This is a genomic window from Actinoplanes couchii, from assembly GCF_016862075.1.
In the GTDB taxonomy this organism is placed as follows: Bacteria; Actinomycetota; Actinomycetes; order Mycobacteriales; family Micromonosporaceae; genus Actinoplanes; species Actinoplanes couchii.
In genome coordinates, this window is sequence record NZ_BOMG01000096.1 from 15,914 (window position 1) to 37,315 (window position 21,402).

A 21,402-nucleotide genomic window follows, 5' to 3' on the forward strand; every position below is an offset into this window, starting at 1 on the left:
CTATATTGCAATAGATCAGGTCCCGGCGTACGGCGGAAGGGCTTCGGATCGATGTCGTGTCGGAGTTTCGGTGACCGCGATCACGCCCACTAACGAGCCGGTGGTCGAAGATCTGCCGAACCTGCTGGCCGGAGCGGGAATGCGCTGGTCTGACCCGGCTGCGACCGGAACCACCGGTCGGGCTCAGGTCAGGCGTCATGACGGCTGAGGTCGTCAGGCCGGCCTCGGTGAGTGGAACGGGCGGGAAGGCCACCGAGCAGCCCGGTCCACCGTGGCGCCCCACCGGCCGCGAACACCGCCGCGCCGAGGCTGAGCAGCACGATCGGCAGCCGTGTTCAGGGCCGGACGGTGTCGTCGTCCCAGACGTCGGGGATGCCGTCGCCGTCGGCGTCGCGCTCCTCCTCCGCGCGGATGCGCCGGTAATGCCGGTTGCGGGTCCGGAGCACCACCGTGGCCAGCAGTGCGGCGATCAAGGAGCCGGCCAGGATGCCGATGCGCGCGTGTTCGTCCTTCGTGCTGCCGGCGCCGAAGGCGAGTTCGCCGATCAGCAGCGACACGGTGAACCCGATCCCGGCCAGCAGTGCCAGGCCGAAGACGTCCCACCAGCTCACCCCGGCGCCGAGGGTGGCCCGGGTGAACCGTTGCACCAGCCACGTCGATCCGAGCACACCGGCGCACTTCCCGGCCACCAGCCCGAGCACGATGCCGATGGTGACCGGGTCACGCAGCGTCTCGCCGATCCCACCGGCGCCGGCGACCGACACCCCGGCGGCGAAGAACGCGAAGACCGGCACCGCGAAACCGGCCGACACCGGACGCCACCGGTGCTCGAAGTGCTCCGCCAGGCCGGGGCCTTCGCCGGGGCCGCGGTGGATGACCGGGACCATGAAGCCGAGCAGCACCCCGGCGACGGTGGCGTGCACACCGGAGGCGTGCACCAGCGCCCAGGTGGCCGCGGCCACGGGCAGCAGCAGCCACCAGGAACGGACCCGCCGCTGCACCAGCACCGCGAACAGCCCCAGCGGCACGAGCGCGGCGACAAGCGGCAGCAGACTCAGCGAGCTGGTGTAGAACACCGCGATGATCAGGATGGCGAGGAGGTCGTCGACCACCGCGAGGGTGAGCAGGAAGGTACGCAGCGCGGCCGGCAGGTGGGTGGAGACGACCGCCAGCACGGCGAGGGCGAACGCGATGTCGGTGGCGGTCGGGACCGCCCACCCCCGCAATGCCCCGCCTGCCATGCCGCCGTTGACCGCCACATAGATCAACGCGGGTAGGGCCATGCCACCGACCGCCGCGGCGACCGGCAGCACCGCGCGCCGGGGATCACGCAGGTCCCCGGCCACGAACTCGCGTTTCAGCTCGAGCCCGGCGACGAAGAAGAAGATCGCCAGCAGAGCGTCCGCCGCCCACTGCGCCAGGGTCAGCGGGCCGACCCTGACCGCGACGAGGTCCTGGTACCCCGACGACCACGGTGAGTTCGCCCAGACCAGCGCCACCACCGCAGCAGCGAGCAGCAACGCACCGCCGACGGTCTCGGTACGCAGGATGTCGCCGATCCGGCTGACCTCCGGCCAGCTGCCGCGGCCGAACAGGTGACGACGCTGCTGAGGGGGTGTTGCAGACACGGAACTCCTCGGGAGTGTGGGCACGACAAGGACATCGCCGACCAGACTTCCCGGCACACCGGACGCGATCTTACCGGCCTGGATCAGGGCCGGCAGCGATCCAGCTCACCCACACCCGGCCGGGCCGCTTCGGGTTATCGGATCAGCCGGCGACGGGTCGTGACGAGGCCGGGGCATCCCGGCTGCTGGATCATCGCGGGCCGGGATGCCCCGAACGGGAACGACGAGTCACGGCCAAGCAACACTCGCCCCTGCCGCTATCATTTAGCAACTGCCAGCGAAGTGCAATAAGGCTCGCCCCGGGATCAGCCGGCGCAGAGGGCGGCGTCGACAAATCCGGCCCGGGCCGTCTGGGCGGACTGGCTCTGGATCGAGCCGTCCGTGGTGGTGACGGCCAGGGTCACGGTGCGGCCGTCGTCGGTGGCGCCGTCGCGGATCGAGTATCCGGCGATGTCGCCGCCGTGGCCCCAGGCGAATCCGCCGCAGCTCAGCGGCGTCTGCATGAGGCCCAGACCATAGCGCCACTCGTCGGTGGCCTCGACCGTGGTCTTCATCTGTTCGAGCTGGGCCCGGTCGAGGAGCCGGCCGTCCAGCAGCGCCCGCAGGAACGTGTTGACGTCGCCCGGCGTGGAGACCATCTGACCCGCACCCCAGCCCCAGCTCGGATCCATCACGGTGAAGTCGGTCATCCGGTCGTCGACCGGGTTGCGGACGTAGCCGTGCGGGTGCGGCCCCCGAAGATCCTTTTCACCGACCGTGGGCAGGTAGGTGTCGCGCAACCCGATCCGGTCGATGACCCGGGTGGTGATCAGCTCGGCCAGCGGACGCCCGGTGACCCGCTGGGCGATCAGCCCGGCCAGCACGTAGTTGGTGTTGCTGTACGACCAGGCGGCCCCCGGCGGCCGGGACGGCATCGACAGCGCGATGTCGACCAGCTCCCGCGGCTCGAAGTAGCGGTTGCGCAGGGTGAAGTAGTCGGCGTTCTCCTGGATCATCGCCTCGGTGTAGTCGGGCAGCCCGCTGGTGTGCTGCAGCAGCATCCGGACGGTGATCCGCTCGCCGTCCGGCACCACACCGGGCAGGTAACGCTCCATCGGCTCGTCGAGCCCGATCCGCCCCTCACCGGCCAGCTGCAGCAGCACCACGGACACGAACATCTTGCTGGCGCTGCCGATCCGGACCCGGCCGTTCAACGGCACTTTCCCGCCGGTACGCAGGTCGCCGACCCCGGCCGTCCATTGGCGCCCCTGGATCGAGGCGAGCGCACCGGGACACCCACCCGGCACCACCATGTCCGGCATCCCGTGCGGTGCGGCGGCCGGCACCGCGGTGGCGGTGGCGGCCACCATCAACGCCGCGAGTATCCGGGACATCAGCTCGCCTGCTCGGCGGGCGGCAGCGGTGTCGTGCCCCGCAGCTTGCCGAGCACCTCGGCCGGAACCGGCTTGCCGAGCATCTGGCAGCTGATCGCGTCCTCGGCGGCCAGCATGAGCTGGATGTAGCGGCGCGGATCGATGCCGGTCGGCGACATGGTGGTGTCACTGGTCGCCGTGCGGCGCCCGTCGGCGGTGGTGACCGCGGTGCTGTGGTGGCCGTTGGTGTCGCCGCCGTGTCCCCAGACCGGCCCGCACGGGGTGTCCTTGCGCATCAGGCCGAGCCCGTACTCGCCGACGATCTGGAATTCCGCCGGGACCGGCACGGTGGTCTTCATCTCGGCGAGCTGCCGCGGCGAGATCAGTTTCCCGCTGAGCAGGGCGGAGAAGAACCGGGACAGGTCCCGCTGGTCGGAGATGATCGCCCCGGCGGCGCCGCCCCAGGCCAGCGACCAGCCGGTGGTGTCGTAGTAGACGCGTTGCGGGCCGGAGAAGTCGATCGTGTAGCCGTGCGCGTAGCCCCGGCCGGTACTGGTCGCCCGTGGGTCGGCCAGGTAGGTGCGGGTCAGCCCGAGCGGCTTCGCGATCCGCTGCTGGATCAGGTCGGCCAGGTCGGCACGGGCCAGCTTCTCCACGATCATCCCGGCCAGGATGTAGTTGGTGTTGGAGTATTTCCAGCTCGTACCGGGCGCGAAGTCCGGCGCGTTCTGGAACGCGTAGCCGATCAGTTCGGTGTCCGAGGGCACCCAGTCCGGGTCGAAGACCTTGCTGTTGAACTCCTCGTCGCCGGTGTAGTTGAACAGGCCGCTGGTGTGCTGCAGCAGCATCCGGACGGTGATGTTCGCCCCGTTCGGCACGACACCGGGCAGGTAGCGTTCGACCGGCGCGTCCAGGACCAGCTTCCGCTGATCGACCAGTTGCAGGGCGAGCACCGCGACGAAGGTCTTGGTGTTGCTGCCGGCCTCGAACTGCTCGTGCCCGTTGATGCGGCGGCCGGTGTCCCGGTCCGCAAGACCCGCCGCGGTGACCGTGACCCGGCGGCCGTCGTCGATGCGGGCCATGAAGCCCGGTGCGCCGAAGTCGAGGGTGTACTTGACGACCTCGCGCATGGCGTCCTGCTTGGTGCCGGCCGTCGCGCCGGTCACGCCGGAACCGACCAGCGCGGCCGTGACCGACAGCGCGATGGAAGTGCCGACAGCTGCTTTCATCAGGTGTTTTCTCATGACTCATAGCTTTGTCGGCGACCCGCGAAAGGTCATTCCCCTACGCTACACAGTGGAACTGCGGCCACCGGTATCAGCGATGGTGGGGTTATCCCTACCTTCGGTCCCGTTGATGAGAGCGGCGAGACCATGGGGCGCACCGGGGCCGAAGATGAGATCCACGGTCTCGCGGGCGGCGACGGCTTCCGCTTCGCTGCGCCGGAACATGATTTCCTCGTACGCCGCGATGGCGGTCTCCGGGTCGCCCGGGTGCGCGGCGATCGCCTGCCCGAGTTCGGCCCCGTCGAGCATCGCGGTGTTGGCGCCCTCGCCTCCGGGAACGGTGACGTGTGCCGCGTCGCCGAGCAGCGTCACGCCGGGAACGCGGTGCCACCGGTGCCGGTCGGGAAGCCGGTGGATGCCGCGCAGGATCGGGCCGGTGTCGCTGTCGGCGATCAGGGAGATCAGTTCCGGCGCCCATCCCGCCAACTCGGCCGCGATGCGCTGCCGCGTCCCGTCGGCGTCATCGAAGTCGATGCCGGAAAACCATTCGAGCGGACGATGGAGTACGACGTAGGCGTGCACGACGTCACCCACCTCCCGATGAGCGAGGAAACCCTCGCCGGGCGTGAGGGCGTACATGGCACCGGCCCCGACCGTCTTGGCCACCGCGGGGTGGCGTTCGTCGACGTCGTGCAGGTGGACGTCGATGTAGCTCATGCCCGAATACACCGGCGTCTCGGCCGACAGCAGCGGCCGGACCTTCGACCAGGTTCCGTCAGCGCCGACGAGCAGACCGGTCTCAACTGTCGAGGCGTCCGCAAACGTGAGTAGATGACGCCCCCGGCCCAGGGGTTTCGCCGAGGTGAGCTTCCTGCCCCACTGCACGGTTCCGGCGGGAAGGGAGTCCAGCAGGATGCGGCGGATGTCGCCGCGCAGCGCCTCGGGGCGTGTCATCGAGCCGTCGTCGGGTAGCTCGGCGAGCACCGTCCCGAGCCGGTCGAGGACCCGCTGACCGCCGCCGCCCTGGTGGATGATCGCGCGGTATTCCTCCGACAGCCCGGCGATCTGGAGGGCGAGCTGGCCGTCGTGCTCGTGCAGGTCGAGCTGTCCGCCCTGGTTACGGGCCTCCGCGGAGGTGTCCGCGTCGTAGACGGTAACCGGGACACCGTGCAGGTGCAGGACGCGAGCCACGGTGAGGCCGCCGAGCCCGGCACCGATCACGGTGACCGGAGATGCGTACGTGGTCATGGTGTTCCTCCCGAAAGCGTGTTGGACCAGCGGTCCACCCACCCAGTCTTGGACCGGCGGTCCAACTCTGTCAAGATGACGTCGTGAACACTCCGGACCCGCGCAGCCCCCGGCGCACCGACGCCCTCTCCCGGGAACGCATCGTCGAAGCGACCATCGAGATCCTCGACACCGCGGGCGAGAACGGCCTGACCCTCCGGGCGGTCACCGCACACCTGTCGACCGGACGGGGCGCGATCTACCACCACGTCATCAACAAGGACGAACTCCTCGCCGCCGCCGCGGAAGGCGTCATCGGACCCGTCCTGGCCCGCACGGCCGGCGACACCGAACCGAGAGCCGCCATCCGTACTCTCGCGCTGGGGATCTTCGACGCGATCGACCGGCACCCGTGGGTGGGGACACAACTGTCCCGTGAACCGCTGCAACCGGCCGTCCGGCAGATCTGGACGGCCGTGGGCGCGCAGCTGCACCGGCTGGGCATCTCCGGGACGGCCCTGTCCGACGCGGGATCAGCGCTGGTCAGCTACGTGCTGGGCGCCGCGGCCCAGTATGCCGCGGGAGCGCGGCGCTCCCCCGACGCCGCCACCCGTCAGCGCTACCTCGAACACCTCGCGGAGCAGTGGGCGCGGCTCGACCCGGATCCGCTCGTCCAGACCTCGGCGGCCGCGCTCGCCGAACACGACGACCGCGAGCAGTTCCTCGCGGGTGTGGACATCTTCATCGCCGGAGTCACCAGTGGTGACTCCGGCGGGGATTGACAGGATCATCCGCCGATGGCGAGCGGCTCCTTCACACCGGCCCGGCGGGTCAGGCCGAGGTCGAGCAACAGCAGTCCCGCGTTCGCCCCGGCGGCCGCTCCGAGCAGCGCCGTCGCGACTCCCGGGAAGCTGGGCAGCGCGGAGAAGCCGAGCAGGGCGCCGGCTGCCGCGCCGCCGACCGCCGCCGTCAGTCCGAGACGCCGGGTCCGCACCTCGCGGTTGCGGTCGGTCCAGGCGAGATAGACGCCGATGCCGATGCTCGACGCCAGTGCCGGTACCACGACGGTGGCGTTGACCAGCGGGGTCCGCGGGAGGGCGGTCCACACCAGCAGCGCCGCCGCGCACAGCCCGCCGAGACCGAGCGGGATCGGCGCCAGGACACGCACCCAGACACTCGCCCGGGATCCGATCGCCCCGTTCCGCCGCACTCGCGCGGCCAGGACCAGCAGCAGGGCCACCGCGATCAGGGTGCCGGCCGCGGTGACACCGGCCAGGATGCCCGCGATCGTCGACATGCTCATCGGCGTGGGGGTGAAATCGACAGCCCGGGTGCCGAAGCGCGAGTCGTCCACCGTGCCGGTGTCGTAGAACGTGGTCAGCAGGTGCCGGCCGGCGTCGGGGCGGTGCTCCCAGAAGTCACCGGTGTGGCCCAGTTCCGGCAGGATCACCTGCTTACCGCGCGCGAGTGTCGGCAGTAGCTCCCGGGTGGCCAGTTCGGCGGGGGTGGAGAAGTCGACCGTACCGCTGACCAGAAGGGTTTCGGTGTCGCTCGGTCGCAGCGTGCGGTAGGCGGTGTTGTCCGGGCTGTCCGGCCACACCGTGGCATAACCGTCGGGGCCGCCCCAGAGGAAGTCGGCGCCGCCGTTGGCCAGAACCGATCCGGGGTCGCCGCCCGCCGCGTAGTAGGCCTCGGCCGCCGGTGCGTCGATCATGGCGAACGACGCGAACTGACCCCACACGATGGAGTCCGGCAGGATCAAGTCGCTCAGCGCGGACATCGCCCAGAAGGCGCTCGGGTCACCGTCCGCGGCGCTCAGGAACGCGTCGATGACGGTCGGCGCGGTCTGCGGCGCGGCATCGGGACCGTTGTGGTGCATGCCGTACATCGCGGTGGCACGGACGTTGCCCTCCTTGATGTTCAGCAACCCCCACCGGGACGGCGGTTCGGTCACGGCGGCACGCATCGAGGCCACCAAATTTTCGGTACGACCGGAGCACCGGCTGTCGGCGGCGCAGAGTTCGGCGTACCGCGCGATCTGGGTGTCGGTGATCGTGGGGTTCCAGACGAAGTGGCCGGGCGGGTTCACCGACACCATCGCCGAACGCGCCAACGAGGACGGGTGCCGCCAGGAGTAGATCATCGCCGTGCGGGTGCCGGCACTGGAGCTGAGCAGGTTGATCCGCTGGTAGCCCAGGGCCGTCCGGGCCGCTTCCAGGTCCTCGATCTGCTGGACGATCGAGTAGGCGTTCAGATCCACGCCGTCCTTGGTCAGCCGCTGCGCGCACGCCTGGAACGCCAGCCTGGTCCGGCGTTTCGCCTCGTCGCCGATCAGGTCGTCCGAGCTCTTCATGGCGCCGGCGACCTCGGCACAGTCCAGGCGCCGCGACCCGTCGACACCGCGGTAGCCGACCAGCACCACGTCGTGGCCGTCGGTGAGACGGCTCGCCTGCGGAAACAGCATGTTGGTGTTGCCGGGGCCGCCGCCCAGCCGGAAGATCGGCTCGCCGGAAACCGTCCCGGTCGCCGGGATCCGCACGACGGGCAGCGCGATCAGCTCGGAACCGGGATCGCCGCGGGTCTCCGGCACGACGAGCGTCCCGCACTCGGCCGGCACCGTCCCGGCCTCGGTGTCGTACTCGCACGGCCGCATGTCGAGAGAGCCCGCGGCGGCGCCCGCGGGAACCTCGAGGGTCCGCTCCGGCCACACGGTCAGCCCGCCCAGCCCCAGCAGAACCAGGCCGCTGACGGCAGCGGCAATGACCTTCGACGTCGTCATGCCGGGCAACGCTAGTGAGACCCGGGGCCCGGAACCTCCCCCACGGGCGGGATGCGGCCGCACCACCGATCGACCATGATCGCGAGGTGATGAGCACTCCCGCCGCCGAGGTACACCGGCGCCTCACCCGCCTGTCGTTGCTGATCGCGGCTGTCTGCGCGGTCACCGACGTCCTCGTCTACCTGGGCGACGGCCGCCCGGCGAGCGTGGTGGCGTGGGTGGTGCTGGCCGCGATCGTCGCCGCCGACGCCGCGGTGGCCGCGCCGACCCGGTGGTCACTCGCGGTCCTGATCGCCGCCGTCGCGGTCAACGCGGGCGGCGCCGCGCTGCTGCACGGTGACATGACGCTCAGCCTCAACGAGGCGGGCCTGCTGGTCGCGTCGTACCGGGCGGGCGCCTGGCTGCACGGCCGGCCGGCCGCGGTGGCTCTGGTCACGATCGTCGGTGGCCTGATCGTCTCCCACCACGCCCGCGGTTTCCCGTTCGACTGGACGGTGGTCGTCTCCTCGGTGAAGTTCGGCTTCGTGACCTGGCTGGTCGGCCGCTACACCACCGCCTGGCGCAGCTACCTGGACGAACTGCAGCGACAGGCCGACGAGGCGGACCGCGACGCCCGCGAGGCGATCGACCGGGCCGTCGCCGAGGACCGCGCCGCGATCGCCCACGACCTGCACGACGTCATCACCCACCACGTCAGCGCGATCAGCGTGCACGCCGGGGCGGCCCGGCTCCGCCTCACCGGCACCACCTCCGACCAGGCCGCCATCGCATCGCTGCGCTCGGTCGAGGACAGCAGCCGCTCGGCGCTCGGGGACCTGCGGCACATGCTGGACGTGCTGCACGGCCAGTCACCAGCAGCGGGGGAACGCCCCGGGCTGGCCCGGATCGACACCCTGCTGGACGGGATGCGCGCCGCGGACATCGAAGTACGGCTGCAGGTGACCGGCATCCCGGCCCGGCTGCCCGAACCGCTGGACGCCGCCCTCTACCGGATCGTCCAGGAGATGCTGACCAACGCGCTGCGCCACGGCGACGGCGGACCGGTCGACGTCGCGGTACGGCACGGCGACGGGGTCATCGAGGTGGAGACCCGCAACCCGTACGACGAACCGACCCGCACCAGCCGCACCAGCCGCGGCCTGGACGGGATCACCAACCGTGCCGCGGCCTTCGGTGGCCGCGCCCGCAGCGGCCCGGTCCCCGGCAGCCGCACCTGGAGCACCGCTGTCACCTTCGACTGGGAAAGGTCGTGATCACCCTGATCACCGTGTTGCTCGCCGACGACCACGCGCCGTTCCGCTCCGGACTGCGAGCGGTCCTGGACACCCAGGACGACATCGCCTGCGTGGCCGAGACCGCCGACGGCGACCAGGCCGTGGAACAGACCGTGCGGCTACGCCCCGACGTCGCGGTCCTCGACGTCCGCATGCCACGCCGCAACGGGCTCGCCGCCGCGCGGGCGATCCTCGCCATGCCCGGCAACCGGACCCGGATCGTCGTGCTCACCACCTTCGACACCGACGACTACGTGCGGGAAGCGGTGACCGCCGGCGCCCGCGGTTTCCTGCTCAAGTCCATGCCGCCGGAGGAACTGATCGCCGCCGTCCGGATCGCCGCCCGCGGTGACGTCCTGATCGACCCGTCCGTCGTCCGCCGCAACCTCACCCGCTTCGCCGACGCGCTCACCCCGGTCGAAACACCGGCCGACATCGCCCGGCTCACCGCCCGCGAACGCGAAGTGCTCCACCTGCTGTCCGGGGCGCTGAGCAACCCGGAGATCGCCCGGCGACTGCACGTCGGCGAGCAGACCATCAAGACCCACGTGTCCAGCATCCTGCGCAAACTCGGCCTCCGCGACCGCACCCACGCGGTCGCCTACGCCCACATCTCCGGCTTCGCGACCAACGCCACCCTGGACCGGTGATCACGCCCGGGCGGTGTAGACCACCACCCGCAGGTCACCCGGGTTCAACGTCAGGACGTCGAGGTCCAGATAGAGGTCGCCGTGCTCCGGGCTGGGCACCCGCAGCCGGTCGGCGGGACCGGTCCGCGACGGCGGCGCATCCCAGAGCAGCGCGAACTCCGGGCTGCGGGCCCGCAGGTCGCCGATCATCGACGACAGTTCGGTGTCGGCCGGGTAGCGGTGTGCGGCCGCCCGCAACTCGGCGACCACGGTGGCCCGGAACCCGTCCAACCGCTCGGGGGCCTCGAACACCGACGGGCCGGTCTCGGTGAACGCCCGCCACACCACGTTACGGCCGCGCCCGGACTCCGGCACCGTGCAGACATCGGTGTGCCAGAGCGCGTTCGCCGCCAGGACCGTCCACGTCGCGTCGCAGACACAGACCGCGACCTCGGTCAGCCGGTCCAGCATCCGCCGGGCCGGCCCGGTGACCTCCCGGTGCACCAGCCCGGCCGGCTCCGGCGCGGCGGCGAACCCGGCCAGCATCCGCAGCCGGTCATGCTCCGCGACGGTCAGCCGCAGGGCCCGGGCGAGCGCGTCGACCACATCCGGTGACGGACGCCGCCGGCCCTGCTCCAGGCGTTTCAGGTACTCCTCGGAGACACCCGCTATACCGGCCGGCTCGTCACGGCGCAGGCCTGGCACCCGCCGTACGGCGGGAAGTGACGCCCGGACCCCCGCCTCACCGGGAGTGAGCCGGTGCCGCAAGGTCCGCAGCGTGGTCCCGAAGTCGTCGTCCCGCCGCACGGCCCCATCATGTCAGTCCCGCGCGAGCCGCGGCCCACCCGGCACCGCGGCGTCCGCGGCGTCGATCGGCTCCATGTAGAACCGCGACCGGCGAATCAACCCGTCACGCACCGTGATGACAATGACGCCCTTGAGGTCCTGCCCGGCCGCCTTGGTGTAGTGCCACTCACCCCACACGTCGTCGCCCACCTCGACCGCGTGCGTCATCGCCACGGTGATCTCCGGCGACATCTTGAAAATCATTTCCCAGTTACGCCGCACCTGCTCCGGCCCGACGAAATCCCGTCCCGGATGCGCCGGCCACTCCCCCGAGAAATCCGCCCCGAAACAGGCCGCCACCCCGTCGAGATCGTGCCCGTTCAACGCGCTGATCAGGCGCTCCACCACAGAGTTACTCATGGACGAAAACGCTAGTCAGGTTCCCGCACACCGGCCGGGGCCAACCTGTACCCCCCACGCCGGCGCAGAATCAGGCACAGGGCGAACACCACGCCGGGGCATCGCCCGCGAAGCGGTTCGCACACTTCTCGACCTGGCCCGGTCCGACGGACGCTGGTGTACCGTCCACGCCTTCCCCAGCCGGACGAACACGGCATCGAACGCCATCTGCCGATCTGCCGGGTTCACGTTCGCCGGTGCGGAGGAGACGGCCTTCGCCGGGAGCGTGTTCGCGACCAACCACTGGATTCACGATTTTGAACCTGCCGGTGTCAGCGGTGAAGATGCGTGACGCCCGAGCCCTGGGCCGGTTGCGGACCCTGCTCGGCGACGACTTCCGGACCATGCATAGACAGCAGGGCCAGGGCGTCGGCGTCGGGGCTGCCCGGTGCGGCGTGGTAGACCGTCAGGGTGTGGCCGGTGCCGTCCTCGAGGCGGAACGTCTCGTAGTCGACTGCGAAGTCCCCGACGACCGGATGACGGAAGGTCTTCTGCCCGGTCGCCTTGACCCGCACGTCGTGGTGCGCCCACAGCCGGGCAAAGTCGGGACTCTTCAGCGCCAGCTCGCCCACCAGCGTGGTGAGCCGGGCACTGTCCGGGTCGGCTTCGGCGCGCAGCCACGCCACCGCGATCCGGGCCGACTCCTCCCACCGCGGGAACAGGGCACGTTCCGCCGGGTCGAGGAAGAACGAGCGCAGCAGGTTACGGTCCCGGGCCAGACTCGGGTGGATCGCGCCGGCGAGGCGGTTGTACGCCAGCACGTCCGCGCACCGGTTCTGCACCAGCGCCGGAGTGTCGCGCCACAGGTCCAGCAACCGGCGGGTGCCGGCCGAGACGTGGTCCGTGTCGCGGGGCGGGTGCCGGGTGGCGGCCAGCCGTCGCAGGTGGGCCAGGGCGTCGCCGTCGAGGCGGAACGCCCGGCCGAGCGCGGTCAGCACCTCCGGTGACGGGTTACGTTCGCGACCCTGCTCCAGGCGTACGTAATAATCGGTGCTCATCCCCGCGAGAACCGCGACCTCGTCGCGGCGCAGCCCCGGCACCCGCCGCACCCCGCCCGACGGCATCCCGACGTCACCGGGCCGGGTCGCGGCCCGCCGGGCGCGCAGGAAGTCCCCGAGAGCGTTCACCCGGCCATGCTACGAGCGCCCGCTGGGCCGCCGGGTAGGAGCGGCACTCCTACCGGGGTCACGCCGGCCGGCCCGATGGTTGCCGGCATGGAAGACATCCTGCAGCAGATGGCCGCCGTCTTCGGCGACCTGCACGAGCGCTCCCCGATCCTGCACACCCCGGACGAGGCCGGGCTCACCTACCACGACGTCACCTTCCCGGCCACGGACGGTGTGCCGTTGGAGGGCTGGTTCATCCCCGCGCCCGGCGCGGACCGTGTCGTCATCGCCAACCATCCGCTCGGGTTCACCCGGGCCGGGCTGCCGTCACACCTCGAACCGTGGCACTCGCGGTGGTCCGCCACCGGCAACGGCATCGAGGTCGACTTCATCCCCGACTACCGGATTCTGCACGACGCGGGTTATCACGTGCTCGCCTACGACATGCGCAACTTCGGTCACAGCGGTGCCGCGCACGGTGGCGTGACCTCGGCCCGCTTCATCGCCCGGGACGTTCTCGGGTCGCTGCGGTGGGCCCGGTCCGAGCTGCCCGGTGCGGCGATCGGCCTGTTCAGCCGGTGCATGGGCGCCAACGCCACGATGGCCGCGATGGCCCAGGAGCCGGTGGCGTTCACCGATGTGCGCTGCCTGGTGGCGCCGCAGCCGCTGTCACCGCGGGTGGTGCTGGAGCGGTCGCTGGAGCTGCTCGGGTTGACCGCCGCCGACCACATCGAGGAACTCGGGGAGCTGATCCGCCGGCGCACCGGCCTGCGCCTGGACGACGGCTCCCCGGTCGAGGCGGCCCGCTCGGTCACCGTCCCGACCCTGCTCTACCAGGTCAAGGACGACATTCTTACGCGTACGGACGACGTACGGTCCATGTACGACAACATCCCGATCGCCGACAAGGACCTGTTCTGGATCGAGGGCACCACCCGGCGCTTCGACGGCTACCTGCACTTCGCGAAGGAGCCGGCCCGGATGCTCGACTGGTTCGACCGTCACATGCGGTAGTCGTCAGTTCTTGAATTCGTCGACGCCGAGGGCGAAGTCGCCGTGGCCGATCCCGTTGCCGGCCAGGCCTACGGTGACGACGCCCATGCCTTCCAGCCAGTGCGCCATCGCGAGGCCACCGGTGTCCAGCGGGCGCAGGCCGAGACTCTCCACGAACGCCGCGAAGGTCGCCTTGGCCCGTGCGTCGTCGCCGGCGAAGAAGACGTCGGGCCGGCCGTTCTCCAGGACCGTCCGGAAGATCGTGTTGAAGGCCTTCAATACACTGGCACCGGCCGGAGCCACCTTCTGGGCCTCCTGGGCGATCGACGTCTGTCCATCATGGGCGAGACCGTCGAACGTGGCGTCGAACGGGTTGCTGATGTCGACGATGATCCTGCCGGCGAGGGCGTCCCCGAACTCGGCGACGACCGGAACGACACCGGCGTACAGCAGGGCGGTGATGACGATGTCGCCGGCGGGGGCGGCACCCCAGCGGCCTGTCGTCGTACCACCGCCGAGAGTCCTGGCCAGGCTCTCGGCTTTGGCGCGGTCGCGGCCCATGACCTCGACGGTGTTGCCGCCCGCCACCGCGAGCGTGCCGATCGCGCGAGCCATGTTGCCGGTGCCGATAAGGGTGATGGTGGTCATGATCGGTGTCCTCTTCCTGCTTCTTTTCGACTGATCAGGCGGCCGGGAAGTAGTTGCCGTTGTCCAGGTCGGCGAGCAGCCGGGGCTGGGACGGCTGCCAGCCGAGGGTCTCGCGGGTGATGAGGCTGGACGCCGGATAGCTGCGCGTGACGATGTTGGCGAGGAAACCGAAGTGTCCCGGCAGCACCAGTTCGTCGCGGGGCACGCTCACCGCGGGCAGCCCAGACGCGCGCCGATCGCTTCGCTGATCTCGCGGAACGTGATGCCCTCGTCGTTCACCGCGTGCCAGTACCGGCCGGCCGGTCCCTTCTCCAGCGCCAGACGGAACAGGGACGCGGCGTCCCGGATGTGCACCGCGTTCCACAGGTTGGCGCCGTCCCCGGGGTAGCCGGCGAAGCCCTTCTCCTTGGCGAGCGCGATCAGGGTGGGCAGGAACCCGGCCCGGTCGGTGGTGCTGTGCGCGATGTTCGCGATGCGGACGACCGAGGACCGCACTCCGCGTTCGGCGAGTCCGATCGCGGTGGTCTCGACGATGTTGCGGGCGTGCAGGGTGCCGCGGTGCTCGTCGCGGACCTCAAGGGCCGGGTCCTGCTCGGTGGCCGGGCGACCCAGGGTCTCCTGCCCGGGTGAGCCGATGCTGCCGGCTACGACCAGTGGTTTCCCGGTTCCGGCGAGGGGCTCGCCGTACGCGAGCACGATGGGTACCTCGGCGGCGGCCACGGCGTCGATGCCGCCGGAGAAGAGCAGGTCCTGCCGGTGGGCGACGTGGACGACACCGTCGAACTGCGAGGCTGCCGCGGTGAGGCCGGGGAGATCCGTCAGGTCGCCGCGGTGCACTTTCGCGCCGATCGCGGACAGCGCGGCCGCAGCCTGGTCCGAGCGGGCCAGCCCGGTGACCTCGTGACCGGCGGCGATGAGTTCGGGGACGATGTACGAACCGGAATGGCCGGTTCCGCCGGTGACAAAAACGCGCATGGTGTGGCTCTCCCGTTCAGTGGAGACTGTTGATCGGTGCCTGAGCCGACAGTGCCACTGTCCGGAATCGGCGTCCAAGACCTATTTCGGCGCTGGCGATACCCTGAAGGCATCACCGAATCGGGAGGCGCTGTGGACCTCGATCTGCGCAAGGTGCGCTACTTCGTCGCGGTGGCGGAGCGGCTGCATTTCGGTCGTGCCGCTGATGCGCTGCACATCGCGCAGCCGGCGCTCAGCCGTCAGATCCGCGCGCTCGAACAGGACCTGGACGCCACCCTGTTCCTCAGGGACAACCACGGCGTGATGCTGACCGAGGCGGGCCGGCAGTTGCTGGACGATGCCGGTCCGTTGCTGGCCTCCGCGCAGGCGGTCCGGCGCCGGGTGGCCTCCGCCGCCCTCGGCACCCGGCGGCTGACGGTCGGGTTCCGGGCGGGTGTCGCGGTCACCCCGGCGGCGCGGAACTTCGCGGTCCGGCATCCGGACGTGGTGGTCGACATGCAGCGGATCGAGGGGGACGAGCAGGCCGCGATGCTGCTCGACGGGCGCATCGACGTGGCCTACGTGCGGCTGCCGATCGACGGGACCGGCCTGCGTGTCACCCCGCTCTACCGCGAGCCGCGGGTGGCGGTGCTGCCCATCGGGCACCGGCTGGCCGGCAAGGAACAGATCACCAAGGCCGACCTGGCTGGTGAGCCGCTGGTCGGGAACCCCGGCCCGGGCATGCGACCCCACCCCGATGCCGGATTTCTGGTACGCGGGGTGGACGAGACCCTCGAACATGTCGCAGCCGGGCGCGGCATCTCGTTCCTGGCCCGTTCGGCGACCGTCTTCTACTCACGCCCGGACGTCAGCTTCGTGCCCGTCCCGGATCTGGCCGCCGACGAGGTCTGCCTCGCGATCCCGGCATCACGCTCCTCGCCCCTGGTGGACGACTTCGTCGCCGCGGCCGTGGCCACGGCCGAGATCACCGCCGAATGCGGAAACTACGAGATGTGGCAACTCGGAGGCGACACCGCCGTCCCGAACGGTTGAGGGATCCGGCTCGCCATGAGTCGCCGGCCTATCGGGGATCGGTGAAGAGGCCGGTCAGCAGGAGGCCGCAGAGGCGCTCGTGTTCGTCCCGGTCGGCGACGCCCTCGGCGCGGACCACCGCTCCGTTGGCCCGGATCAGCATCCACAGGTCGTTCTCGGACACGGCGGGGTTCACGGCTCGTTCCTGGCGGGCCTGGGCGAGGAACTCGTTGCCCGCGGTGCTGCAGAGCGCGCACAGGGCGGCGATGACCGCCGAGGTCGAGTGGTCGCGGGTGAGGACGTCGTTGGCGACCGGGTCGCTGAACTGCAGGCGCCAGGTCTCCCGGAGGAAGGCGGCCAGTCTCTCGCCGGGGTCGGTGACCGCGCGGGCCGCGGCGACGATCTGCTCGATCTTGACCCGGACCAGGTCCTCCACCACGGCGTCGACCAGGCCCTGCCGGCCGCCGAAGCGGTTGTAGATGGTGCCTTTGCTGACTCCGGCGGCCAGTGCGATCGCTTCCAGCGGCGCGTCCAGGCCCCGGGCCGAGAACTCGACCTGAGCGGCCTCCCGGATCACCTGGGTGGTCATGCGGGCGTCCACGCGCACTGTTCGGCCTCCGGGAACTGACTGTCGGTCGTTGTTGACGCTCATGCTACGCGTGCTAAGTTGACGGCACCGTCAGAACTTGACGGCACCGTCAAAGAGGGAGTTCCCCATGGCCAAGACCGTTCTGATCCTCGGCGCCGGACCGGGCAGCGGCCTCGCCGTCGCCCGGCGTCTCGCGGGTGAGGGCTATCAGGTCGCGCTGGTGGCCCGGCGCAAGGACAAGCTCGACGACCTCGTCGCCGGCCTCCAGGCGTCCGGAGTCACCGCGGCCGGTTTCGCACACGATCTGACTGACCTGCCGGCGCTGGCCGGTGTCGTGGACTCCGTGGTGGCACAATTCGGCCCCATCGACACCCTCGTCTTCGCCCCGTCGGCCGAGCACTGGGCCATCCCGGCGACCGAACTGACGGCCGAGGTCACCCGCGACTTCGCCGACCTGTTCCTCTACCCCCTGATCGAGGCGACCCGGCTGGTGCTGCCGGCCATGCTCGAACGCGGCGCCGGCCAGATCGTCTACATCAACGGCGGCCAGGCGATCGAAGCGCCGGCCGGCATGAGCGGCCCCGCTCCGGCCATGTCCGCGGCCCGCAACTACCTGGGCACACTGCGGCAGGAGGTGGCCGAGCGCGGAGTCGTGGTGTCCGCGGTCTTCGTCACCGCGCTGATCGAACAGTCCGCCGCGGCCGAGGCGGCCGCCGCATGGGATCCGGACAACGAGCACCCCCGGGTCTCGTCCACGGTGATCGCCGACGCGGTCTGGGCCTTCCACGACCGGAGCGCCGGCGGCTTCGAGGTCGTCGTCCCCTGACGGCCACGGGCGCGGGACACGGCAGTTCGACACGGCCGCCGCAGCCCTGGACGAGGCCGAGGCCGCGTACCGGAAAATCGGTCTGGACCGGGAGACCGCGCAGCTCATCGCCGACGTCGTGGCCCGCCGGGCCCGGGTGCACGCCGAGGCGGGGCGGCCCCTGTCCGCCGTCGCCGATGCGCAGCAGGCCCTGCTCGGGTGCCTGTCGCTCGCCTCGGGGCCGCTGCGCTCCCCCGCCCGGATCGCCGTCGCCCGGGTCGCGGCGCACGTGGCCCAGGTGCAGCTGCTCATCGACGGTGACACCGATCTGACCGCCGGGGCGGCCGACTTCGCGATCCGCGAGGTGGTCGGTGGGCTCGGGCCGGGTGATCCGTTGCAGTTGTCGCCGATCGAGGCGGATCTGCTGGTACGCGCCGGAATGGTGGCCGTCATCATGCACACCGCCGCCGGGCGGCCCACCCTGGCCGAAGCCGCCGGTCAACTGGTCGGGCTGGAGGCGCACGCCCTGTTCGCCTGGGCGTCGCAGCAGGGCGACGTCAGCATGCGCCACCAGTTCCCGACGTTCGGCGTGGACTGGCTGTCCGCGGTGGTCAATTTCGGTCAGCGGCACGCCGAGCAGGAGTTGTGGCCGGCCGCCGTGGACGCGGCGGCCTGGCTCACCGGCATCGTCGGGCAGCTGGCCCCGTTCGCGATCGTCGACACCGGCGTACAGCGAAATGTCCTGGCCATCCTGGACTGGCAGGAGGGCATCTTCACGGCCACCGGCGACCCCGCGGCCGCCGCCCGGGTCGCCGAGGTCCGCACCACGGTCCGGGCGTCAGGCGGCCCCGGCTGAGGCCGGCAGCGCACGCCGCCCGGCGAGCTGCTCACGCTCGGTCTCCGGCAGGGTCATCGACGCGGCCAGTTCGGCGGCCAGCGCGTCCACCTGCGCCTGGTCGACGTCGGTGTCGAACGTCCACCGCAGGTTCTCGTCACGGGTGATCACGTCGATGGTCCCGGTGCCGGTCCGCCGCACGTACCGCACCAGGTCGGTGGAGATGTCCTGGCCGATCTCGCCCTCCTCGAGAAACGTGGTCGCCTTGGCGATGAGGATCCGGCGGTCGGTGACGGCCACCAGCAGCTTGTTCGCGGCCTTGTCCTCGGCCGCCCCGAACAGGCCCTTCGCCCCGTTGAAGATCGTGGACAGGGTGTCCGGGCCGTCCGGGTCGGCGGGGAACGCGAGTGCACGCAGCGTCTCGCCGTCGGCCAGGAACCAGCGCAGGATCTTCAGGTACGGATCGGCGGGCAGTTTCCGTGGCACGCAGGCGATCTCCGGGACCACCGGCACAGGACGCGGCGGGTGCAGCACGTCGGCCAGTGGCTCGATCGCCGCCAGCAGGGCGCCCGCTGTCTCGCGTACCACCTTGGCGTCCTTGAGTTTGCCCGGCAAGGGAAGCGCGGCCCGGCCGGGAAGCTCGACGATCACCCGCAGTTCCCTGGTCAGCGCGTCGACGATCCGGGTGGTCTCGGCCATCGCCGCGTCCAGTTCGGCGCGGGTGTCGCGGGCGATCAGGTCGACCAGCGCGACCTCGGCCGGGTCGTCCGGGCCGAGCGTCCGCGCCCGGGCGGCGTGCAGCGCCTTGTACCCGGTCCACGCCTTGACCGAGGAGAGCAGCGCGTGGGTGTCGACGAGGATCGCCTCGGCGTTGGCCTCGAAGTAGTCCCGCCGGCCGCGCGCACCGAGCTGGTCGATCTTGCCGATGTGGCCGCGGACGCTGCGCTGGTACAGGTCACACTGTTTGCGCAGCAGCACCTCGCTGGGCGCGACGCTGTCCCACAGCGAGGCCGGCACCGCCTTCAGCTCGCGGGCCTGCGCCATCGCCCGGTCGATGCCGTCGACCAGCCCGGTCAGTTCGGCCCAGTGCTCGTCGCGAACCGTGGCCAGGACGTTGCCGGTGATGGCGATGTTCGTCCGGGTCAGGGCGGCGACCTCGCTGACCTGCATCTGCAAGCCGATCATGGCCAGTGCCGGGCCGATCGTCGCCGCCGACTGGGCGAAGCTCAGCACGTCCACCGGCAGCAGGCGGGCCTGGCCGACGATCTGACCGTTGGCCATGATCGTCCCGAGGTTGGCACCGTCCTTGACGGCCAGGGTGCCGCCGGCCTGCAGCAGCGCCATCGACGAGTCGCTGAGCCGGTAGAGGCCCTGCATGCCGGCCAGCGCACTACCGATGTTGCCGGCCGCGGTGGCGATGTTGCCGATCGAGGCGAGCACGGTCGAGAGCCGGTCACGGTCGGCCGCGGGCACGAGTCCGAAGTCGATCAGATCCAGTTCGAGTTCCGTGGGCACGTCGCCGTAGACGACGGCGACTCCGGGAAGCACCTCCGCCAGGACCAGTGCGGCGTCGTCCGTCGAATCCTGCATGTCGGTTCCTCCCCGGAGAAGACGCCGCAGTGTACGGCCGCACACCTGCCTGCCGACTCGGCGGATGTGGTGATCAAACGTTCGGCCCCGCGCGTCTGGCCTTCCCGGTGATCGATGCGCGATGATCTCCGGCGTGGCTTTCGTTGTCTGGTTCATGGTCGGGTTCTATCTCGTTTGGGCGGGCGTGAAGCTGGGGTGGCGGCTTCAGGGACTGGACCGCGACGGTCTGCTCACACCCGGGACGGTGGTGCGCATCGAGCAGGATCCGCGCGGGAAGTCGCTGTTCGCGCCGGTTGTCGAGTACTCCGACCGGGCCGGGGTGCGGCACGAGTTCACCGTCGGGTTGAAGGCGTTCAAGCCGATCCATCCGGTCGGCGCCACGGTGCCGGTGCGCTATTTCCCGGGCCGCCCGGACACCGCCACGCTGGGATCGGTGCGGAACACCGTACTGACAATCGGTGTGCCGTTGATCGTGGGCCTTGCCTGTCTGGCGGCGGGCGTCTGGACGAAGGACTGATCATTTTCAGTACGGGGTTTTTAGTACGGCAGGTCCGTCACGCACAGGGCGAAATCCTCGGCCAACCGGGCCACATAGGCCGGGTCGGGTTTGCCCATGTATTCGAGTCTGCTGTCCAGGGTGAAATCGATCAGCAGGTCGTGCCGGCCCACCGGGACCTCGGACACCTCCAGCAGCCAGCGGAACACCCGGTCCACGCGGTGATGCCAGTCCAGGGCGTAGTCCTCGTAGTCACCGGCCGCGATGATCAGGTAGCGGGCGGCGCGCTCCCAGTTGTCCGGATCATCTTCGGTCAGTGGCTGGAACTCCTCGAACCGCCGGGCCAGCTCGACCAGCCACGCGTGCCAGCGGACCACCCCGGCGGTGATGCCCTCGACGGTGAACGGCTCGTCGCCCGGGGTGTTCCACCACGACACCCACGGGCCGTAGTGCTTCGCCAGGCCGGCGTACACCCCGGGACCACCCGGCAGGAGCGCGTTGTACGCCACCCGCGGCAGCGAATCGACGTCGAACGGCCGACCGGTGGGATCGAAATCCGCCCAGGTCAGCTCGTTGTCGGTGGTGTACACCAGGTACCGATCGAGGGTCCGCCATGCTGGCGGGCCCTCGGCAGCGAGGATGCCCTTGGGCGCGGGCAGGTCCGCGAACCGGCCCCGGGCGTCGGTGGCGATCTCGACCAGCAACTCGTGCCAGGCCACGACATCCGCGGCGACCGCGGCCGGGCTCCGCTGCGACGTGTCGGCACGCCAGACGGCCCGCCGGTTCTTGACCTCGACGGTCTGCGCCCACCCCACCGCCCACGGGCCCAGCGCCTCGACCAGGGCGTCGGTCATCGTCTCGTACCAGTCGCCATCGGCCGGCCTCAGCCTACGGACCAGCGCCGGGATCCGGGCGGCGTCGAACTCCCGGCCCGCGGGATCGAGCTCGGACCAGGGCACCTGCCGCAGATGACGCACCCGAACGAGGGTATCCG

Annotated in this window: 23 protein-coding genes; 9 read left to right on the forward strand and 14 right to left on the reverse strand. The window is 70.7% G+C overall.

Annotated elements, in window-relative coordinates; genetic code table 11:
• Window positions 1-335: 335 nt before the first annotated feature.
• From nhaA to Aco03nite_RS38125, 4 genes are all read right to left on the reverse strand, one after another.
• On the reverse strand, window positions 336-1,628 hold the full coding sequence (nhaA, locus tag Aco03nite_RS38110; protein WP_203805223.1) for a Na+/H+ antiporter NhaA: 1,293 nt from the start codon (window positions 1,626-1,628) through the stop codon (window positions 336-338).
• A gap of 305 nt (window positions 1,629-1,933) precedes the next feature.
• Window positions 1,934-3,001 (reverse strand): serine hydrolase domain-containing protein, encoded by a 1,068-nt coding sequence (locus Aco03nite_RS38115; RefSeq protein WP_203805225.1) that lies wholly within the window; start codon window positions 2,999-3,001, stop codon window positions 1,934-1,936.
• Window positions 3,001-4,224, reverse strand: coding sequence for a serine hydrolase domain-containing protein (locus Aco03nite_RS38120; RefSeq protein ID WP_203805227.1), 1,224 nt, complete (start codon window positions 4,222-4,224; stop codon window positions 3,001-3,003). The genes Aco03nite_RS38115 and Aco03nite_RS38120 overlap by 1 nt, the downstream gene beginning before the upstream one ends.
• Before the next feature lie 45 nt (window positions 4,225-4,269).
• Window positions 4,270-5,454 (reverse strand): FAD-dependent oxidoreductase, encoded by a 1,185-nt coding sequence (locus Aco03nite_RS38125; protein ID WP_203805229.1) that lies wholly within the window; start codon window positions 5,452-5,454, stop codon window positions 4,270-4,272.
• 83 nt (window positions 5,455-5,537) lie between these two features.
• Here Aco03nite_RS38125 and Aco03nite_RS38130 point away from each other — a divergent pair, with 83 nt between their 5' ends.
• Window positions 5,538-6,215, forward strand: coding sequence for a TetR/AcrR family transcriptional regulator (locus tag Aco03nite_RS38130; protein ID WP_239145777.1), 678 nt, complete (start codon window positions 5,538-5,540; stop codon window positions 6,213-6,215).
• Window positions 6,216-6,220: 5 nt separating this feature from the next.
• Here Aco03nite_RS38130 and Aco03nite_RS38135 read toward each other — a convergent pair whose 3' ends face one another.
• Window positions 6,221-8,212, reverse strand: coding sequence for an alpha/beta fold hydrolase (locus tag Aco03nite_RS38135; protein WP_203805234.1), 1,992 nt, complete (start codon window positions 8,210-8,212; stop codon window positions 6,221-6,223).
• 89 nt (window positions 8,213-8,301) lie between these two features.
• On the opposite strand from Aco03nite_RS38135, the gene Aco03nite_RS38140 reads away from it, so the two are divergent.
• On the forward strand, window positions 8,302-9,465 hold the full coding sequence (locus tag Aco03nite_RS38140) for a sensor histidine kinase (protein WP_239145788.1): 1,164 nt from the start codon (window positions 8,302-8,304) through the stop codon (window positions 9,463-9,465).
• 5 nt (window positions 9,466-9,470) lie between these two features.
• On the forward strand, window positions 9,471-10,136 hold the full coding sequence (locus Aco03nite_RS38145; protein WP_203805450.1) for a response regulator: 666 nt from the start codon (window positions 9,471-9,473) through the stop codon (window positions 10,134-10,136).
• Here Aco03nite_RS38145 and Aco03nite_RS38150 read toward each other — a convergent pair whose 3' ends face one another.
• A complete protein-coding gene (locus Aco03nite_RS38150) occupies window positions 10,137-10,922 on the reverse strand; it encodes a helix-turn-helix domain-containing protein (RefSeq protein WP_203805238.1) in 786 nt (261 codons plus the stop codon).
• Window positions 10,923-10,934: 12 nt separating this feature from the next.
• Window positions 10,935-11,321 carry a nuclear transport factor 2 family protein gene (locus tag Aco03nite_RS38155; RefSeq protein WP_203805240.1) on the reverse strand — a complete coding sequence of 129 codons (387 nt, stop codon included), beginning with the start codon at window positions 11,319-11,321 and terminating at the stop codon, window positions 10,935-10,937.
• On the opposite strand from Aco03nite_RS38155, the gene Aco03nite_RS54840 reads away from it, so the two are divergent.
• Window positions 11,320-11,652, forward strand: a complete 333-nt coding sequence (locus tag Aco03nite_RS54840) for a GNAT family N-acetyltransferase (protein ID WP_373872667.1) — start codon at window positions 11,320-11,322, stop codon at window positions 11,650-11,652. The two genes, Aco03nite_RS38155 and Aco03nite_RS54840, sit on opposite strands and share 2 nt — an antisense overlap.
• Here Aco03nite_RS54840 and Aco03nite_RS38160 read toward each other — a convergent pair.
• Complete coding sequence (locus Aco03nite_RS38160; protein WP_203805242.1) at window positions 11,633-12,487, reverse strand: helix-turn-helix transcriptional regulator; 855 nt, start codon at window positions 12,485-12,487, stop codon at window positions 11,633-11,635. The genes Aco03nite_RS54840 and Aco03nite_RS38160 overlap by 20 nt on opposite strands.
• 87 nt (window positions 12,488-12,574) lie before the next feature.
• Here Aco03nite_RS38160 and Aco03nite_RS38165 point away from each other — a divergent pair, with 87 nt between their 5' ends.
• Window positions 12,575-13,480 (forward strand): alpha/beta hydrolase family protein, encoded by a 906-nt coding sequence (locus Aco03nite_RS38165; protein ID WP_203805244.1) that lies wholly within the window; start codon window positions 12,575-12,577, stop codon window positions 13,478-13,480.
• 3 nt (window positions 13,481-13,483) lie between these two features.
• On the opposite strand, the gene Aco03nite_RS38170 is transcribed toward Aco03nite_RS38165, so the two are convergent.
• Genes Aco03nite_RS38170 through Aco03nite_RS38175 form a run of 3 tightly spaced genes read right to left on the reverse strand, consistent with a single transcriptional unit; the run spans window position 13,484 to window position 15,082 of the window.
• Window positions 13,484-14,107, reverse strand: a complete 624-nt coding sequence (locus Aco03nite_RS38170) for an NADPH-dependent F420 reductase (RefSeq protein ID WP_203805246.1) — start codon at window positions 14,105-14,107, stop codon at window positions 13,484-13,486.
• 34 nt (window positions 14,108-14,141) lie between these two features.
• On the reverse strand, window positions 14,142-14,318 hold the full coding sequence (locus Aco03nite_RS53525; RefSeq protein WP_239145778.1) for a hypothetical protein: 177 nt from the start codon (window positions 14,316-14,318) through the stop codon (window positions 14,142-14,144).
• Entirely contained in the window at window positions 14,315-15,082 is a 768-nt protein-coding gene (locus Aco03nite_RS38175) for an NAD-dependent epimerase/dehydratase family protein (RefSeq protein WP_239145779.1), read from the reverse strand. Before Aco03nite_RS38175 ends, Aco03nite_RS53525 begins: the two co-directional genes overlap by 4 nt.
• Window positions 15,083-15,214: 132 nt before the next feature.
• Between Aco03nite_RS38175 and Aco03nite_RS38180 the strand changes: the two genes are divergently transcribed.
• A complete protein-coding gene (locus Aco03nite_RS38180) occupies window positions 15,215-16,114 on the forward strand; it encodes a LysR family transcriptional regulator (RefSeq protein WP_203805248.1) in 900 nt (299 codons plus the stop codon).
• A gap of 28 nt (window positions 16,115-16,142) precedes the next feature.
• Here the strand turns inward: Aco03nite_RS38180 and Aco03nite_RS38185 are convergent, their stop codons facing one another.
• A complete protein-coding gene (locus Aco03nite_RS38185; RefSeq protein WP_203805250.1) occupies window positions 16,143-16,682 on the reverse strand; it encodes a TetR/AcrR family transcriptional regulator in 540 nt (179 codons plus the stop codon).
• Between the two features lie 127 nt (window positions 16,683-16,809).
• On the opposite strand from Aco03nite_RS38185, the gene Aco03nite_RS38190 reads away from it, so the two are divergent.
• Window positions 16,810-17,508, forward strand: coding sequence for an SDR family NAD(P)-dependent oxidoreductase (locus Aco03nite_RS38190; RefSeq protein WP_203805252.1), 699 nt, complete (start codon window positions 16,810-16,812; stop codon window positions 17,506-17,508).
• Window positions 17,509-17,626: 118 nt separating this feature from the next.
• Window positions 17,627-18,343 carry a hypothetical protein gene (locus Aco03nite_RS38195; RefSeq protein WP_203805254.1) on the forward strand — a complete coding sequence of 239 codons (717 nt, stop codon included), beginning with the start codon at window positions 17,627-17,629 and terminating at the stop codon, window positions 18,341-18,343.
• Here the strand turns inward: Aco03nite_RS38195 and Aco03nite_RS38200 are convergent.
• Entirely contained in the window at window positions 18,326-19,912 is a 1,587-nt protein-coding gene (locus Aco03nite_RS38200) for a hypothetical protein (RefSeq protein WP_203805256.1), read from the reverse strand. The two genes, Aco03nite_RS38195 and Aco03nite_RS38200, sit on opposite strands and share 18 nt — an antisense overlap.
• A 121-nt stretch (window positions 19,913-20,033) precedes the next feature.
• On the opposite strand from Aco03nite_RS38200, the gene Aco03nite_RS38205 reads away from it, so the two are divergent.
• Window positions 20,034-20,429, forward strand: a complete 396-nt coding sequence (locus tag Aco03nite_RS38205) for a DUF3592 domain-containing protein (protein WP_203805258.1) — start codon at window positions 20,034-20,036, stop codon at window positions 20,427-20,429.
• Between the two features lie 20 nt (window positions 20,430-20,449).
• On the opposite strand, the gene Aco03nite_RS38210 is transcribed toward Aco03nite_RS38205, so the two are convergent.
• Entirely contained in the window at window positions 20,450-21,385 is a 936-nt protein-coding gene (locus Aco03nite_RS38210) for a hypothetical protein (RefSeq protein ID WP_203805260.1), read from the reverse strand.
• Between the last annotated feature and the right edge of the window lie 17 nt (window positions 21,386-21,402).

Bases quoted from the DNA above. Each gene is read 5' to 3' on its own strand.
- Aco03nite_RS38115 (WP_203805225.1), bottom strand. From the start codon at position 3,001: ATGTCCCGGATACTCGCGGCGTTGATGGTGGCCGCCACCGCCACCGCG.
- Aco03nite_RS38120 (WP_203805227.1), bottom strand. From the start codon at position 4,224: ATGAGAAAACACCTGATGAAAGCAGCTGTCGGCACTTCCATCGCGCTG.
- Aco03nite_RS38125 (WP_203805229.1), bottom strand. From the start codon at position 5,454: ATGACCACGTACGCATCTCCGGTCACCGTGATCGGTGCCGGGCTCGGC.
- Aco03nite_RS38135 (WP_203805234.1), bottom strand. From the start codon at position 8,212: ATGACGACGTCGAAGGTCATTGCCGCTGCCGTCAGCGGCCTGGTTCTG.
- Aco03nite_RS38140 (WP_239145788.1), top strand. From the start codon at position 8,302: ATGAGCACTCCCGCCGCCGAGGTACACCGGCGCCTCACCCGCCTGTCG.
- Aco03nite_RS54840 (WP_373872667.1), top strand. From the start codon at position 11,320: ATGGACGAAAACGCTAGTCAGGTTCCCGCACACCGGCCGGGGCCAACC.
- Aco03nite_RS38155 (WP_203805240.1), bottom strand. From the start codon at position 11,321: ATGAGTAACTCTGTGGTGGAGCGCCTGATCAGCGCGTTGAACGGGCAC.
- Aco03nite_RS38165 (WP_203805244.1), top strand. From the start codon at position 12,575: ATGGAAGACATCCTGCAGCAGATGGCCGCCGTCTTCGGCGACCTGCAC.
- Aco03nite_RS38170 (WP_203805246.1), bottom strand. From the start codon at position 14,107: ATGACCACCATCACCCTTATCGGCACCGGCAACATGGCTCGCGCGATC.
- Aco03nite_RS38175 (WP_239145779.1), bottom strand. From the start codon at position 15,082: ATGCGCGTTTTTGTCACCGGCGGAACCGGCCATTCCGGTTCGTACATC.
- Aco03nite_RS38185 (WP_203805250.1), bottom strand. From the start codon at position 16,682: ATGACCACCCAGGTGATCCGGGAGGCCGCTCAGGTCGAGTTCTCGGCC.
- Aco03nite_RS38190 (WP_203805252.1), top strand. From the start codon at position 16,810: ATGGCCAAGACCGTTCTGATCCTCGGCGCCGGACCGGGCAGCGGCCTC.
- Aco03nite_RS38200 (WP_203805256.1), bottom strand. From the start codon at position 19,912: ATGCAGGATTCGACGGACGACGCCGCACTGGTCCTGGCGGAGGTGCTT.
- Aco03nite_RS38205 (WP_203805258.1), top strand. From the start codon at position 20,034: ATGATCTCCGGCGTGGCTTTCGTTGTCTGGTTCATGGTCGGGTTCTAT.